Origin of the sequence: Streptomyces sp. BBFR51 (assembly GCF_044591655.1) — a bacterium.
Lineage (GTDB): Bacteria > Actinomycetota > Actinomycetes > Streptomycetales > Streptomycetaceae > Streptomyces.
Map to the genome: position 1 here is coordinate 3,509,078 of NZ_CP172448.1, position 13,421 is coordinate 3,522,498.

General features: G+C 70.5%; 15 protein-coding genes. 4 read left to right on the forward strand and 11 right to left on the reverse strand.

Annotation, left to right across the window (positions count from 1 at the left end):
• Positions 1 to 23 precede the first annotated feature (23 nt).
• The 4 genes from ACGH7X_RS15850 to ACGH7X_RS15865 all read right to left on the reverse strand — a co-directional run bounded on the left by ACGH7X_RS15850 (position 24) and on the right by ACGH7X_RS15865 (position 4,198).
• The gene (locus ACGH7X_RS15850; RefSeq protein ID WP_399885852.1) at positions 24 to 1,154 is read right to left on the reverse strand and encodes a dipeptidase; all 1,131 of its coding nucleotides are present in this window, start codon (positions 1,152 to 1,154) and stop codon (positions 24 to 26) included.
• A gap of 119 nt (positions 1,155 to 1,273) precedes the next feature.
• Positions 1,274 to 2,476, reverse strand: coding sequence for a dipeptidase (locus ACGH7X_RS15855; protein WP_399897042.1), 1,203 nt, complete (start codon positions 2,474 to 2,476; stop codon positions 1,274 to 1,276).
• 31 nt (positions 2,477 to 2,507) lie between these two features.
• Positions 2,508 to 3,050 (reverse strand): 5-(carboxyamino)imidazole ribonucleotide mutase, encoded by a 543-nt coding sequence (gene purE, locus ACGH7X_RS15860; RefSeq protein WP_399885854.1) that lies wholly within the window; start codon positions 3,048 to 3,050, stop codon positions 2,508 to 2,510.
• On the reverse strand, positions 3,047 to 4,198 hold the full coding sequence (locus tag ACGH7X_RS15865) for a 5-(carboxyamino)imidazole ribonucleotide synthase (protein ID WP_399885856.1): 1,152 nt from the start codon (positions 4,196 to 4,198) through the stop codon (positions 3,047 to 3,049). The genes purE and ACGH7X_RS15865 overlap by 4 nt, the downstream gene beginning before the upstream one ends.
• A 165-nt stretch (positions 4,199 to 4,363) precedes the next feature.
• On the opposite strand from ACGH7X_RS15865, the gene ACGH7X_RS15870 reads away from it, so the two are divergent.
• Positions 4,364 to 4,936, forward strand: coding sequence for a GtrA family protein (locus ACGH7X_RS15870; protein WP_399885859.1), 573 nt, complete (start codon positions 4,364 to 4,366; stop codon positions 4,934 to 4,936).
• A 10-nt stretch (positions 4,937 to 4,946) separates the two neighbouring features.
• Here ACGH7X_RS15870 and draK read toward each other — a convergent pair whose 3' ends face one another.
• Both draK and ACGH7X_RS15880 read right to left on the reverse strand, forming a co-directional pair.
• Entirely contained in the window at positions 4,947 to 6,221 is a 1,275-nt protein-coding gene (gene draK / locus ACGH7X_RS15875; RefSeq protein WP_399885861.1) for a two-component system sensor histidine kinase DraK, read from the reverse strand.
• A gap of 43 nt (positions 6,222 to 6,264) precedes the next feature.
• On the reverse strand, positions 6,265 to 6,942 hold the full coding sequence (locus ACGH7X_RS15880; RefSeq protein ID WP_399885863.1) for a response regulator transcription factor: 678 nt from the start codon (positions 6,940 to 6,942) through the stop codon (positions 6,265 to 6,267).
• A gap of 529 nt (positions 6,943 to 7,471) precedes the next feature.
• Here ACGH7X_RS15880 and ACGH7X_RS15885 point away from each other — a divergent pair.
• A complete protein-coding gene (locus tag ACGH7X_RS15885) occupies positions 7,472 to 8,968 on the forward strand; it encodes an MFS transporter (protein ID WP_399885865.1) in 1,497 nt (498 codons plus the stop codon).
• A gap of 33 nt (positions 8,969 to 9,001) precedes the next feature.
• Here ACGH7X_RS15885 and ACGH7X_RS15890 read toward each other — a convergent pair whose 3' ends face one another.
• Positions 9,002 to 9,223 carry a DUF397 domain-containing protein gene (locus tag ACGH7X_RS15890; RefSeq protein ID WP_399885867.1) on the reverse strand — a complete coding sequence of 74 codons (222 nt, stop codon included), beginning with the start codon at positions 9,221 to 9,223 and terminating at the stop codon, positions 9,002 to 9,004.
• Between the two features lie 11 nt (positions 9,224 to 9,234).
• Positions 9,235 to 10,083: a helix-turn-helix transcriptional regulator gene (locus tag ACGH7X_RS15895; RefSeq protein WP_399885869.1), complete on the reverse strand. Its 849-nt coding sequence runs from the start codon at positions 10,081 to 10,083 to the stop codon at positions 9,235 to 9,237.
• A gap of 29 nt (positions 10,084 to 10,112) precedes the next feature.
• Here ACGH7X_RS15895 and ACGH7X_RS15900 point away from each other — a divergent pair, with 29 nt between their 5' ends.
• On the forward strand, positions 10,113 to 10,562 hold the full coding sequence (locus ACGH7X_RS15900; protein WP_399885871.1) for an ATP-binding protein: 450 nt from the start codon (positions 10,113 to 10,115) through the stop codon (positions 10,560 to 10,562).
• A 112-nt stretch (positions 10,563 to 10,674) separates the two neighbouring features.
• Here the strand turns inward: ACGH7X_RS15900 and ACGH7X_RS15905 are convergent, their stop codons facing one another.
• Both ACGH7X_RS15905 and ACGH7X_RS15910 read right to left on the reverse strand, forming a co-directional pair.
• The gene (locus ACGH7X_RS15905) at positions 10,675 to 11,271 is read right to left on the reverse strand and encodes an ATP-binding protein (RefSeq protein WP_399885873.1); all 597 of its coding nucleotides are present in this window, start codon (positions 11,269 to 11,271) and stop codon (positions 10,675 to 10,677) included.
• Between the two features lie 198 nt (positions 11,272 to 11,469).
• The gene (locus ACGH7X_RS15910; RefSeq protein WP_055417279.1) at positions 11,470 to 11,847 is read right to left on the reverse strand and encodes an STAS domain-containing protein; all 378 of its coding nucleotides are present in this window, start codon (positions 11,845 to 11,847) and stop codon (positions 11,470 to 11,472) included.
• 252 nt (positions 11,848 to 12,099) lie between these two features.
• Between ACGH7X_RS15910 and ACGH7X_RS15915 the strand changes: the two genes are divergently transcribed.
• The gene (locus ACGH7X_RS15915; RefSeq protein ID WP_399885875.1) at positions 12,100 to 13,014 is read left to right on the forward strand and encodes an RNA polymerase sigma factor SigF; all 915 of its coding nucleotides are present in this window, start codon (positions 12,100 to 12,102) and stop codon (positions 13,012 to 13,014) included.
• A gap of 76 nt (positions 13,015 to 13,090) precedes the next feature.
• On the opposite strand, the gene ACGH7X_RS15920 is transcribed toward ACGH7X_RS15915, so the two are convergent.
• Positions 13,091 to 13,414, reverse strand: coding sequence for a hypothetical protein (locus tag ACGH7X_RS15920; RefSeq protein WP_399897045.1), 324 nt, complete (start codon positions 13,412 to 13,414; stop codon positions 13,091 to 13,093).
• Positions 13,415 to 13,421 lie beyond the last annotated feature (7 nt).

A 13,421-nucleotide genomic window follows, 5' to 3' on the forward strand; every position in this document is an offset into this window, starting at 1 on the left:
GCCGACCCCGGCTCCGCCGGTGCTCAGCCGTCCAGGTCGGCGATCGTCGCCGTGGACGGCTCGCGGCGCAGCTGTGCGGCCCGCGCGGTGAAGGCCGCGGCGCGCAGGACGCGCTGGACGTTGCCCCAGGTCAGCAGGGCCACGTCCGCCTCGTCCCAGCCGCGGCGCAGCAGCTCGGCGACGAGCCGGGGATAGCAGGAGGGGTCCCCCAGCTCCAGCGGGTGGGCGGTACCGGTGTCGTAGGTGCCGGACAGGGCGACGCTCTCCGGTCCTGCCACCGTGCGGACGTGGTCGAGGTGGTCGGCGACGTCCCGGACGGTCGGGCCGGTCTGCTCGGCGGTCAGCGGCACCATGCACAGGCCGCCCGCCGCACCCAGCTCCACGAGCAGGTCGTCCGGGAGGTTGGCGGGGTGCGGGCGCAGGGCGCGGGCGGCGGAGCGGGTGCACAGCGCCGGCGCCTTGGACACCGCGAAGGTACGGCGGATGGTCTCGGCACTGGCGCCGGAGAGGTCGGCGACGACACCGAGCCGGTTCATCTCCCGGACGACCTCCTCGCCGAACCGGGTCAGCCCCTCCTCGCTCGCCCAGGTCACGCCGGACAGCGTCAGCACGCGCAGGCCGAGGGCGTGCAGGGAACGCAGGATGCCGAGACCGTCGCCGAGGGCGGCGGCGCCCGCGGGGCCGGGCAGCACGGCGATGCGGCCGCAGTTGCGGGCGTCGATGGCCTGCCCCGCGTCGTACGCCAGGCGCAGCCCCTCCGGGTGGGCGCGTACGACCGTCTTGACCAGGTCCAGCTGCTCCAGGGTGGCGCCGACCGCACGGTCCCCGTCGAAGGACTCGGGCAGGTGCAGCGACCACAGCAGCGCGCCCACGTGCCCCTCGCGCAGCCGCGGCACATCGGTGTCGACCGCGCTCTCGCCCAGCTCCAGGTCGTACCAGGGCAGGTGCTTGAGCGCCCAGGGCAGGCCGTTGCAGCCGTCGGCGACGGGATGGGCGGCCAGCACGGCGTGCGCCCGGGTCAGCGGCTCGTCGTCGGGGTCGGACACGGGCGCGTAGGGCTCCGGCGGAAAGACCTCCGCGGTGAGCGGCACGGGCAGGTCGTCGAGCCCACTGGCCTCGGTGCCGGTGTGCAGGTCGTCCTGGAGGTCTGCCATGACGGGCTCCGTACGGTCGTCGTGAGTTACGGCCACCGTCGCACGGAGCGGAAAGGGCTTCCTGGTGGGTGGGGCGTTCGGGGGTACGCGCGCCCCACCCGGGCGGGAAGCGGGGCGGCTCAGCCGCCCGACTGCCCGACTGCCGAGCCGTCCAGCTGCTCGATGGTGGCGTTGGACGGCCCCCGTGTCGCCCGCAGCCCACGGGCCACGTCCTCGGCGGCGTCCAGGACACGGACCGCGTTCTTCCAGGTCAGCTTGGCCAGGTCGGCCTGCGACCAGCCGCGGTCGAGCAGCTCGGCGATCAGGTTCGGATAGCCGGAGACGTCGCCGAGCCCGTCCGGGGTGAAGGGCGTGCCGTCGTAGTCGCCGCCGATGCCGAGGTGGTCGACGCCGGCGACCTCGCGCATGTGGTCGAGGTGGTCGGCGACCGTGGACACGGTGGCGACGGGGCGCGGGACGCGCTCCTCGAAGGCGGCGTGGACCTTCATCGCCTCGGGGCTGCTGTCCAGGTGGTGGAAGCCGTGCGCGCGCATGTTCGCGTCGGCCTCGGCCGTCCAGTCCACGGCCGCCTGGAGCACGAACTTCGGCACGAACGTCACCATCGCCATGCCGCCGTTGGCGGGCAGCCGCTCCAGGACGTCGTCCGGGATGTTGCGCGGGTGGTCGCAGACGGCGCGGGAGGAGGAGTGCGAGAAGATCACCGGCGCCGTGGAGGTGTCCAGCGCGGCGCGCATCGTCGTCGCCGCCACGTGCGAGAGGTCGACCAGCATGCCCTCGCGGTTCATCTCCCGCACGACCTCGCGGCCGAAGGCCGACAGACCCCCGACGGCGGGCTCGTCGGTCGCCGAGTCCGCCCACGCGTTGTTGTCGTTGTGGGTGAGCGTCATGTAGCGCACGCCGAGCGCGTACAGCGCGCGGAGCGTGGCGAGCGAGTTGTCGATGGAGTGACCGCCCTCGGCGCCCATCAGGGAGGCGATCCGGCCCTCGGCGCGCGCGGCCTCCATGTCGGCGGCGCTCAGCGCGGCCCGCAGCTCGCCGGGGTGGCGGTCGATGAGCTGCCGTACGCAGTCGATCTGCTCCAGCGTCGCGGTGACCGCGCCCGGCAGGTCCGAGCGGACGTACACCGACCAGTACTGCGCGCCGACGCCGCCGGCCCGCAGCCGGGCGAGGTCGGTGTGCAGGTGGGCGGACTGGTCGGCGGCGATGTCACGGGCGTCGAGGTCGTAGCGGACCTGCTCGCGCAGTGCCCAGGGCAGGTCGTTGTGCCCGTCGACGACGGGGAACTCGCGCAGCAGCTCCCGGGCCCGGTCCAGCGAGGTCATCCGCGTGCCTTCCGTCTTCTCCGTCACTTGGTCACTTTCCGAATCCGAAACCGGCCGCCGAGCCCTCGACCTTGTTGCGCAGTCGCTTGCCCTTCTCGGTGGCCTGGTCGTTGAGGTCCTGCTGGAACTCGCGCATGCGGCCCAGCAGTTCCTCGTCGTGGGCGGCGAGGATGCGGGCGGCCAGCAGACCGGCGTTGCGGGCGCCGCCGACGGAGACGGTGGCGACGGGTACGCCGGCCGGCATCTGCACGATGGACAGGAGGCTGTCCATGCCGTCGAGGTACTTCAGCGGCACCGGTACGCCGATGACCGGCAGCGGGGTGACCGAGGCGAGCATGCCGGGCAGGTGGGCGGCGCCCCCGGCCCCGGCGATGATCGTCTTCAGTCCGCGTCCGGCGGCCTGCTCGCCGTACGCGATCATCTCGTGCGGCATGCGGTGCGCGGAGACGACGTCGACCTCGTAGGCGACCTCGAACTCGTCGAGCGCCTTGGCGGCGGCCTCCATGACGGGCCAGTCGGAGTCCGACCCCATGACGATGCCCACGACCGGGCTGACCGGGCTGGCCTGGCTCATTCGGTGATCGTCCCTCTCAGGTAGCCGGCAGCGTGACGGGCGCGCTCCAGCACGTCGTCCAGGTCGTCGCCGTAGGTGTTGACGTGACCCACCTTGCGGCCGGGCTTCACGTCCTTGCCGTACATGTGGATCTTCAACTGCGGGTCGCGGGCCATGCAGTGCAGGTACGCGGAGTACATGTCGGGGTAGTCGCCGCCCAGGACGTTGACCATCACCGTCCACTTCGCGCGCGGGCGCGGGTCGCCGAGGGGGAGGTCGAGGACCGCGCGGACGTGGTTGGCGAACTGCGAGGTGATCGCGCCGTCCATCGTCCAGTGGCCGGAGTTGTGCGGGCGCATCGCCAGTTCGTTGACGAGGATGCGGCCGTCGCGGGTCTGGAACAGCTCGACGGCGAGGTGGCCGACGACGTCCAGTTCCTTGGCGATGCTGAGCGCCATCTCCTCGGCCCTGAGCGCCAGCGCCTCGTCGAGGTCGGGGGCGGGCGCGATCACCGTGTCGCAGACGCCGTTGACCTGCTGGGACTCGACGACGGGGTAGGCCACCGCCTGGCCGTGCGGGGAGCGGACCACGTTGGCGGCCAGCTCGCGGAGGAAGTCGACCTTCTCCTCCGCCAGCACGGGCACACCGGCGCGGAAGGGCTCGGCGGCCTCCGCCACGGAGTCCACGACCCACACGCCCTTGCCGTCGTACCCGCCGCGGACCGTCTTGAGGACGACGGGGAAGCCTTCGCCCTCCGCGGCGCCTTCCGCGGCGAAGACACCCACGTCGGCCGGATCGCTCACGATCCGGTGCCGCGGGCAGGGCACGCCGATCGCGTCGAGCCTCGCGCGCATCACGCCCTTGTCCTGGGCGTGCACGAGCGCGTCGGGGCCGGGACGCACGGGTATGCCGTCCGCCTCCAGGGCCTTGAGGTGCTCGGTCGGCACATGTTCGTGATCGAAGGTGATCACGTCACAGCCGCGCGCGAACTCGCGCAGCGTGTCCAGATCGCGGTAGTCGCCGATGACGACTTCGTTCACGACCTGCGCCGCGGAGTCCTGAGGGGTGTCACTGAGGAGCTTGAACCTGATGCCCAGCGGGATGCCCGACTCGTGTGTCATACGAGCGAGCTGGCCACCGCCGACCATGCCGACTACGGGGAACGTCACACCCCTAGCGTATCGGCCGCGCGGCGCCCACCTGTTTACCGGCCGTTTCCCAGCGGTCCCGGCACCCGTTCCGGTCCTCCGAAGGCCTTCCGCAGGAAGATCGCGCGTCCGGGTGGTTAGCATGAACGGATTGACGCCAACCGATGGACGGGGGCCTGCACGACCATGGGACATGGTTCCTCGGGTGCTCATACGGCTCCACCCGCGCCGCAGGCTCCGCGCGGCGGGATGCGGGAGCGGTTCGACCGCCTGGTGCGTGAGGTCGTGAAGTTCGGCGCGGTGGGCGGCGCGGGGGTGCTGGTCAACCTCCTCGTCTTCAACTTCGTGCGGCAGGTGACCGACCTCCAGGTGGTGCGCGCCAGCATCATCGCGACCGTCGTCGCGATCATCTTCAACTACCTGGGCTTTCGCTACTTCACCTACCGCGACCGCGACAAGAGCGGCCGGACCCGCGAGATGTCGCTGTTCCTGCTGTTCAGCGCGGTCGGCCTGGTGATCGAGAACGGCGTGCTCTACACGGCGACGTACGGCTTCGGCTGGGACAGCCCGCTGCAGAGCAACATCTTCAAGTTCCTCGGCATCGGGATCGGGACACTGTTCCGCTTCTGGTCGTACCGCAGCTGGGTCTTCCGCGCGCTGCCCGCCCGTGAGCCGGTGACGCGGGCGGAGACCTTCCTGGAGCACGAGCACCCGACCGTGGTGCGCAGCGCGGACGGCGCCCCCGCCGCCCACCGCTGACCCGCTCCGCTCAGCGCACCGTCTCCCCACCGTCCCCGGCGGACTTCTTCGAGGGCGGCGTGCGGGACAGGAACAGGCCGAAGACCGGGGGGCGGCCCTGGAGCAGCTCCAGGCGGCCGCCGTCCGCCTCGGCCAGGTCACGGGCGACGGCGAGGCCGATGCCGGTGGAGTTGCGTCCGCTGATCGCCCGCTCGAAGATCCGCGCCCCCAGATCGCCCGGGACGCCGGGACCCTCGTCGGTTACCTCGACCACGGCCTGGTTGCCGGTCACCCGGGTCCGCAGGGCGACCGTACCGCCGCCGTGCATCAGGGAGTTCTCGATCAGGGCGGCCAGCACCTGCGCCACGGCGCCCGGGGTGCCCACGGCCGTCAGATGGCGCTTGCCGGAGCTGACGATGGCGCGTCCCTCACTGCGGTAGGCGGGGCGCCACTCGGCGATCTGCTGCTGGATGATGTCGTCCAGCTCGAAGGTGACGGCGGAGCCGCTGCGCGGGTCACGGGAGTTGGTCAGCAGCCGGTCCACGACGTCCGTCAGCCGCTCCACCTGCGACAGGGCGATCGTCGCCTCCTCCTTCACCGTCTCCGGTTCGTCGGTGAGGGTGATCTCCTCCAGCCGCATGGACAGCGCCGTCAACGGCGTACGCAGCTGGTGGGAGGCGTCGGCGGCGAGGCGGCGCTCGGCGGTGAGCATCCGGGCGATGCGCTCGGCGGAGGAGTCCAGCACGTCCGCGACCCGGTCCAGTTCGGGAACGCCGTAGCGCTTGTGGCGGGGGCGCGGATCGCCCGAGCCGAGGCGTTCGGCGGTCTCGGCGAGGTCGGTGAGCGGGGAGGCGAGGCGGTTGGCCTGCCGGATCGCCAGCACCACGGCCGCGATCACCGCGAGCAGCGCCACCAGGCCGATGATCAGCAGGGTCCGCCCGACCTCCCGGGTCACGGAGGAACTGGGCTCCTCGACGAGGACCGTCTCGCCCTCCTCGCCGGTGGCCTTGCCCTGGAGCACCTCACCGGACGGCTTGCTGCCGACCTCGATGACCGGCTCGCCGGGGATGCGGATCACGGCGTACCGGGCGTCGCGGATCTGCTCCCGCAGGAACCCGGCGTCGACGGAGCCGGTGCCGATCAGCCGGCTGTCCACGATGCTGGCCAGCCGCACCGCCTCCAGGTCGACCCGTTCCTGGGCGGTGCTGCTGATCGTCCGGGCCTCGACGATGACGAGGGAGACGCCGAAGACGGCGATCACGACGAGCACCACGGCGAGCGTGGACTGGATCAGTCGGCGGCGCATGTCCTCTTACCCGGTTGCCCGTGCGCGGCCCCTGGGGGCCCGCTCAGTTCTTCTCGAAACGGAATCCCACGCCGCGCACGGTGGCGATGTAGCGGGGGTTGGCCGCGTCGTCGCCGAGCTTCTTGCGCAACCAGGAGATGTGCATGTCGAGGGTCTTCGTCGACGACCACCAGGTGGTGTCCCAGACCTCGCGCATCAGCTGGTCGCGGGTGACGACCCGGCCGGCGTCGCGCACCAGGACCCGCAGCAGGTCGAACTCCTTGGCGGTGAGCTGGAGCTCCTCCTCGCCCATCCAGGCCCGGTGCGACTCGACGTCGATGCGCACGCCGTGGGTGGCGGGCGGCTGCGCGGGCTCGACGGCACCGCGCCGCAGCAGGGCCCGGACCCGGGCGAGCAGCTCGGCGAGGCGGAAGGGCTTGGTGACGTAGTCGTCGGCGCCCGCGTCCAGGCCGACGACGGTGTCCACCTCGTCGGCGCGCGCGGTGAGGATCAGGATCGGCACGGCGTGGCCCTCGGACCGCAGCCGGCGGGCGACCTCGAGACCGTCCATGCCCGGCAGACCGAGGTCGAGCACGACCATGTCGATGCCGCCCTGCAGCCCGGCGTCGAGTGCGGTGGGGCCGTCCTCACGCACCTCGACCTCGTACCCTTCCCGGCGCAGTGCGCGGGCCAGCGGCTCCGAGATGGACGCGTCGTCCTCGGCGAGCAGTACACGGGTCATGAGCTGATGGTAGACCGCTCGGACCAACGCCCGGGGCATGATCGCGCCGAGGGCCTCTTACCTACGGACAAGCCGGGCATCCGCCGCGCGACCTGCCCCGTCGACCCCCGGTGCGAACCTGCGGCTGTGGGGTGCCATCCTGGGGAGGACCTTCGAAAGATCGTTCGCGGTTCCACTATTACCTGTGATCCGCGTCTCAAGTCCTTCCATACCGGGCGGTGTCCTGCCGTATGGTGAATCAGCGCCTGTAGCACCCAGGGGACCTTTGGCGACAGTTCGACGCTGAAGGTCTCTTTTGTGTGCGGGCCGGCCCCCACGGCCGGCCTTGAAAGGAATGACCTGTGGCCGGGCCTCACCGCGTGCACCGACGCGCGCCGAGGCGTGGATCCCGGTGGCCGCCGCCCACCGCTTCGCAATCCGGAGCGGAGTCCCCCAGGCGTGGGACGGGTGGGGAAGGCCGCCGGTGCCGGCCGCCCCCCACCGGGCGCGCATCGCCTCATGAGCGCGTCCCGACCAGCAAGGATCGACCATGGCGTCCAGCCTGACGAAGGACTCGGTCACCCCGGGCACCCCCGGCTCCGAGAAGACCTTCTTCGGCCACCCCCGCGGACTGGCCACACTCTTCATGACCGAGATGTGGGAGAGGTTCTCCTACTACGGCATGAGGGCTCTCCTCCCGCTGTACCTCGTCGCCCCGGGTGGCCTCGGCCTCAGCGCCGGCACCGCGACCGCGATCTACTCCGTGTACCTCTCGCTGGTGTACCTGCTCACGATGCCGGGCGGCTGGTTCGGCGACCGGGTCTGGGGTCCCCGCAAGACCGTCGCCATCGCCGGCGGTGTGATCATGCTGGGCCACCTCACGCTGGCGCTGCCGTCCTCCGGCACGTTCTACGCCGGGCTCGGTCTGGTCGCCATCGGCTCGGGTCTGCTGAAGGCCAACATCTCCACGATGGTCGGCCAGCTCTACAACGGCCCCGACGACCCGCGCCGCGACGGTGGCTTCACCGTGTTCTACATGGGCATCAACCTCGGTGCCTTCTTCGCGCCGCTGACCATCGGCACCATCGGTGAGAGCGTCAACTGGCACCTGGGCTTCGCGCTCGCCGCGGTCGGCATGGGCCTGGGCGTCATCCAGTTCCTGCTCGGCAGCCGCCACCTGGCTCCCCACTCGAGCGTGGTCCCCAAGCCGCTGTCGGTCCAGGAGAAGACCTCGACGCTGCGCAAGGCCGCGTTCTGGGCCGCGATCGCCCTCGTCTTCTACGCGATCGTCGGCTTCTCGGGCAACTACACCCTGAACTGGATCCTGGTCCCGCTGACCCTGCTCGGCGTGATCATCCCGGTGCTGGTGCTGACCAACATCAAGCGCGACAAGTCCCTGGACCGCGCGGAGCAGTCCAAGATGTCGGCGTACATCTGGTTCTTCGTCGCCGCGGCCGTCTTCTGGATGATCTACGACCAGGGCGGCTCGACCCTGTCGCTCTTCGCCGACTCCTCGGCCAACAACAGCGTCTTCGGCTGGGACTTCCCGGTCTCCTGGTACCAGTCGGTCAACCCGGTCATCATCATGGCCCTGGCCCCGGTCTTCGCCACGCTGTGGCTGGCCCTCGCCCGCCGCGGCAAGGAGCCCAGCACGATCGTCAAGTTCTCCTTCGGTCTGGCCCTGGTCGGCGCGTCCTTCTTCCTCTTCCTGGCCCCGCTGGGCATCGCGGAGGGCGGCCACAAGGCGGCGGCCCTGTGGCTGGTGGCGATCTACTTCGTCCAGACCTGCGGTGAACTGCTGCTCTCCCCGGTCGGCCTGTCGGTCACCACGAAGATGGCGCCGGTGAAGTACGCCTCGCAGATGATGGGCGTCTGGTTCCTGGCCGTCACCGCCGGTGACGCCACGACCGGTCTGCTCTCCATCGCCGGCGTCGACCTCAACAGGACGGGCATCGTCGCCGCGGAAGCCACGCTCGCCGTGGTCGCGGGCATCGCGATCTGGATGTACCGCAAGCGTGTCAAGGAACTCATGGGCGACGTGCGCTGAGCCCTGCGGGCACGCCCGCTTCTTCTCGGAGGGTCACCTCATCCGTCGGATGGGGTGACCCTCCGGGCGTTCGGGGGTGTCCCCCAGGGCCGCGTACGGGGCGAAGTCCGCCCAGGTGGCGGGGCGGAGGGCGAGCCGCGGACCGTCGGGGTCCTTGGAGTCGCGGACCAGGATGGCGGCCGGGGTGGTGGCTATCTCGACGCAGTTCGAACCGTCGCCGCTGTACGTGGACTTCTGCCAGTCAAGGGTCTGCATGAGTCGTTCCTTCACAAGTCCTGGATGCGTTGGTGGATGAAGTCGCGTGTCTTGGCGCGGTCCAGTGCGCAGGACTCCATGCGGTCCAGTACGGCCCGGTATTTGCACAGCTGAGCCTCGGCATCGAGGAACTCGCAGGCACCGTGATGCGAATCCAGTTGGGTCGTGTCGAGCTGAGGGACAGGCCCCTCCACGTAGTCGAAGGACTGGCCGGTGGTGGGGAAGTGGTTCGTGCCGAAAGGGATCACCCGGACGGTGACATGGGGCAGTTCACTCATGTCGAGCAAGTGCTGGAGCTGCTCACGCGCGACGACCGGGCCGCCGAAGTCCATGCGAAGTGCCGCTTCGTGAAGGACCGCTGTGTATGGGGGTGGTTCCGCCCGGTGCAAGATGCCTTGCCGCTTCATGCGGTGTGTGAGGCGGTGCTCGATCTCGTACTGACGCATCGGTGGAACCACTGCGCGAAACAGGGCGCGGGCATGGTCGGTGGTCTGGAGCAGCGCCGGGATGTGGATCAGGAGTGCCACGCGTAGTCCGAAGGCGTGATGCTCCAGCTCGGCCAGGTCGACCAAGGCGACCGGGACATGGTCACGGTACTCCTCCCACCAACCACGCGTCCGCTTGCCCGTCATCGCGGCGAGGGCGTCGATCAGTTCCTCGTCACTGCAGTCGTAGACATGCGCCATCGAGCGGAGCCGGTCGGAGCTGATCGGTGTGCGTCCGGTCTCGATCATGCTGACGCGTGCCTGGTTGACGCCCAGGAGCCCGGCGGCGCTCGTGGCGGTGAACCCAGCCCGCTCTCGGAGTTTGCGCAGTTCTGCACCCAGCCCACAGCCACCGCAGCCGCGGCCGTTGGGCAAACCGATCCACTCTCTCCTGGAGGCCCTTCATGGGCACCGTATCCCCGTCCGACACCTGGGCGTACGCCCTCCGCCTGCCGCACGACCCCAGAGCCGCACGGGTCGCACGAGTGACCGTACGGGCCGCCCTCGGTGGGCACTGGCGGCACGAAGTGCTGGACACCGTCGAACTGTTGACGTCGGAGCTGGTCACCAATGCCTACCGGCACACCCGCGGCCCGTGCTCGCTGCGGCTCACCGCGCTGAGTGACGGGCGGCTGCGGGTCGGGGTGTGGGACAGTAGCCCGCACGTCCCCTCCCCATTCGCAGAACTGCCGGGAAGCCTCCGCACGGTTTCCGCCCCGCCGGGGGACGTGGAGGGCGGGCGCGGGCTGCAGCTCGTGCAAGCGTGCGCTGACTCGTGGGGCGGGTGGTCGCTAGGCGACGACGTGCTCCCGCGCGGTGCCGGGAAGCTGCTCTGGTTCGAGGTGCGGGGGTAGCGCGGAGCAACGGTCCCTACCGGGGCCCGGGACGGATCCCCGGGGACGGCGGCCTCTTGGCCGACCGAGACGGGTGCGCGGGTGGGCAAAGACCTGCACAAGCGCCGCAGGCCTACGCCGGGGCGCCCAGCTCCGCCCACACCCGCTTGCCCGCGACCCCCGGCGTCCGTACGACGCCCCAGTCCAGGCACAGCCGCTGCACGATGAACATGCCGTGTCCGCCGGGCCGCCCGGCCCGGTGCGGGGTGCGCGGTGCCGGCTGGCCCGTGCCGCGGTCGGAGACCTCCAGCCGGATCACCTTCTTCTCGCAGGTGATCCACAGCTCGTCCGGACCCTCGGCATGCAGACAGGCGTTGGTGACCAGCTCGGACACCACGAGCAGTACGTCCTCCGCGGCGGCCCGCTGGTCAGCGGTGGCGGAGGGCAGCCAGCCCCAGGCGTACAGCGCCTCGCGGGTGAAGTCACGGGCCAGCGGGACGACCCCGCTCGCGTCCTCGAAGCTCAGCCTGCGGGCCTGCCGCCCGAAAGACTGCGCCGCGGGCACGGACGCCCCGGACGCGGGCCCGGACGCCCCCATCACGGCAGCCTGCCCGGCGGGCACGTCCCCTTCGGACTCCCCGGTCTCGGGCACGCCCCCCTCGGACGCCCCGGAAGCGCCGCTGGGCTCCGGACCGCGGTCGCCCGGCGAGTAGGGCCGGGTGGTGCTCATCAGCGCTTCACCTCACCGATTCACCAGTTCACGTTTCAAAGTCTGTAGACAGCAAAGTCGTACACAGCCAACTCAGGGTCTCTCCTGCCCGACCGGACCGTACGAACACCCCTGTATTCGGCACGAAACACGGGACGGGGCGAAAACGCCCGCCCCGGGAAGCGCACGAAACCCGCCGCCGGCCGGACAAGGACCAGCTCAGTCGGACTCGTCGGCCAGGGCGGCCTCAAGCGTGTCATGAAGGGTGAAGACCGCTTCGGCCCCCGTGATCTCGAACACGCGCGCCACCACCGGCTGCATGGCCACCAGATGCACACCGCCCCCCGCGGCCTCCGCCTTCAGCCGCGCGCCGAGCAGGACGTTGAGTCCCGTGGAGTCGCAGAACTCCAGGCGCGAGCAGTCCACGACAAGCCGATTGAATCCCTTGGCGAGACAGTCCTCCAGCGGCTCCCGCAACAGATCGGCGGTGTGGTGGTCCAACTCACCCGCCGGGGTCACGACGGCGCTGGGGCCCTCTTCCCGTACCTCGACCAGAAGCCGGCCCGACTGGGCACTGCCGACCGTCCCGCGGTCCATGCCGTTTCTCTCTCCCGAGGTCGTGACTGCTTGCTGACGCCCTCGAACACTACGCCTTCCCACCGCACTCCGACACCCGAACAACCGCACACAAACGGACATACCCGCACAGAACACACTTGCGGTCCACTCGGTAAACCCGGTAGGGCTAGTAGGACACGTAAACCGACACGGCCGGCTTTGGAGGCGCCGCACACCGCAGTGCACGCAACTGGCTTCGGCAGCCGTATGCCGAGAACGATGGAGGACATCATGTCACCCCGGCTCGACGGATCGCGTACCCACGAAGCGACGTCGACACTCCCTCCGGAACATCTGGATCCCATCGAGCACCATGACGCGGTCGTCGACCACGACGGCGCACTCGCCGGGCTTCCGGACATCCCCGCGTACGCCGAGGTCGCTCCCGCGGACGCCCGGGCCCTGTCCAAGACCCTCTTCGAGCGGCTGGAGTCGCTGGAGGAAGGCACCCACGAGTACGCGTACGTACGCAACACGCTCGTCGAGCTGAACCTCGCGCTGGTCAAGTTCGCCGCCTCCCGCTTCCGCTCGCGCAGCGAGCCGATGGAGGACATCATCCAGGTCGGCACCATCGGCCTGATCAAGGCGATCGACCGCTTCGAGCTGTCGCGCGGTGTGGAGTTCCCCACGTTCGCGATGCCGACCATCATCGGCGAGATCAAGCGCTTCTTCCGTGACACCTCGTGGTCCGTGCGCGTCCCGCGCCGCCTCCAGGAGCTGCGGCTGGACCTGGCCAAGGCCGGCGACGAGCTGGCCCAGCGCCTCGACCGCGCCCCCACGGTCTCCGAGCTGGCCGAGCACCTCGGCCTGTCCAAGGACGAGGTCGTCGAGGGCATGGCGGCGTCCAACGCCTACACCGCCTCCTCGCTGGACGCCCAGCCCGAGGAGGACGACGCCGAGGGCGCCCTCGCGGACCGCATCGGCTACGAGGACCACGGGCTTGAGGGCATCGAGTACGTCGAGTCGCTGAAGCCGCTGATCGCCGAGCTGCCCTCCCGGGACCGGAAGATCCTCTCCCTCCGTTTCGTCGCGGGCATGACCCAGTCGGAGATCGGCGAGGAACTCGGCATCTCCCAGATGCACGTCTCACGTCTGCTGTCGCGGACACTCGTACGGCTGCGCAAGGGGCTCACGGTCGAGGAGTGATCCTCACCGCGTGACGCTTGCCCTGAAGGGGGGCGGTCCGAGGCCGGGCCGCCCCCCTTCGGGCTGCCGCCGCTCTTCACGGGGAGTTGGCGATCAGCGCCGCCGTCGGCAGCAGCGGGGCCAGCCCGCACAGGAGCCAGAAAGTGCGCGGCGCGAGGGACGTCCGGCGCCGCAACGGCGCGTTGACCAGCCACCAGATCATCGTGAAGACCGCCACCACGGGGACGACGATCACGAGCCAGAGCGCCATGCCGTCGTTCTCCGTCGGCTCCCGCACGGTCCAGCCCAGTTCCGCCAGCGGCCAGTTGGCCATCAGGTACCACACGAGCCAGAACGGCACGACGCCCGGAATCCCGAGCAGCACGTTCACCAGGAACGGCGTCCACCAGTACTTGGCCATGCCGCCT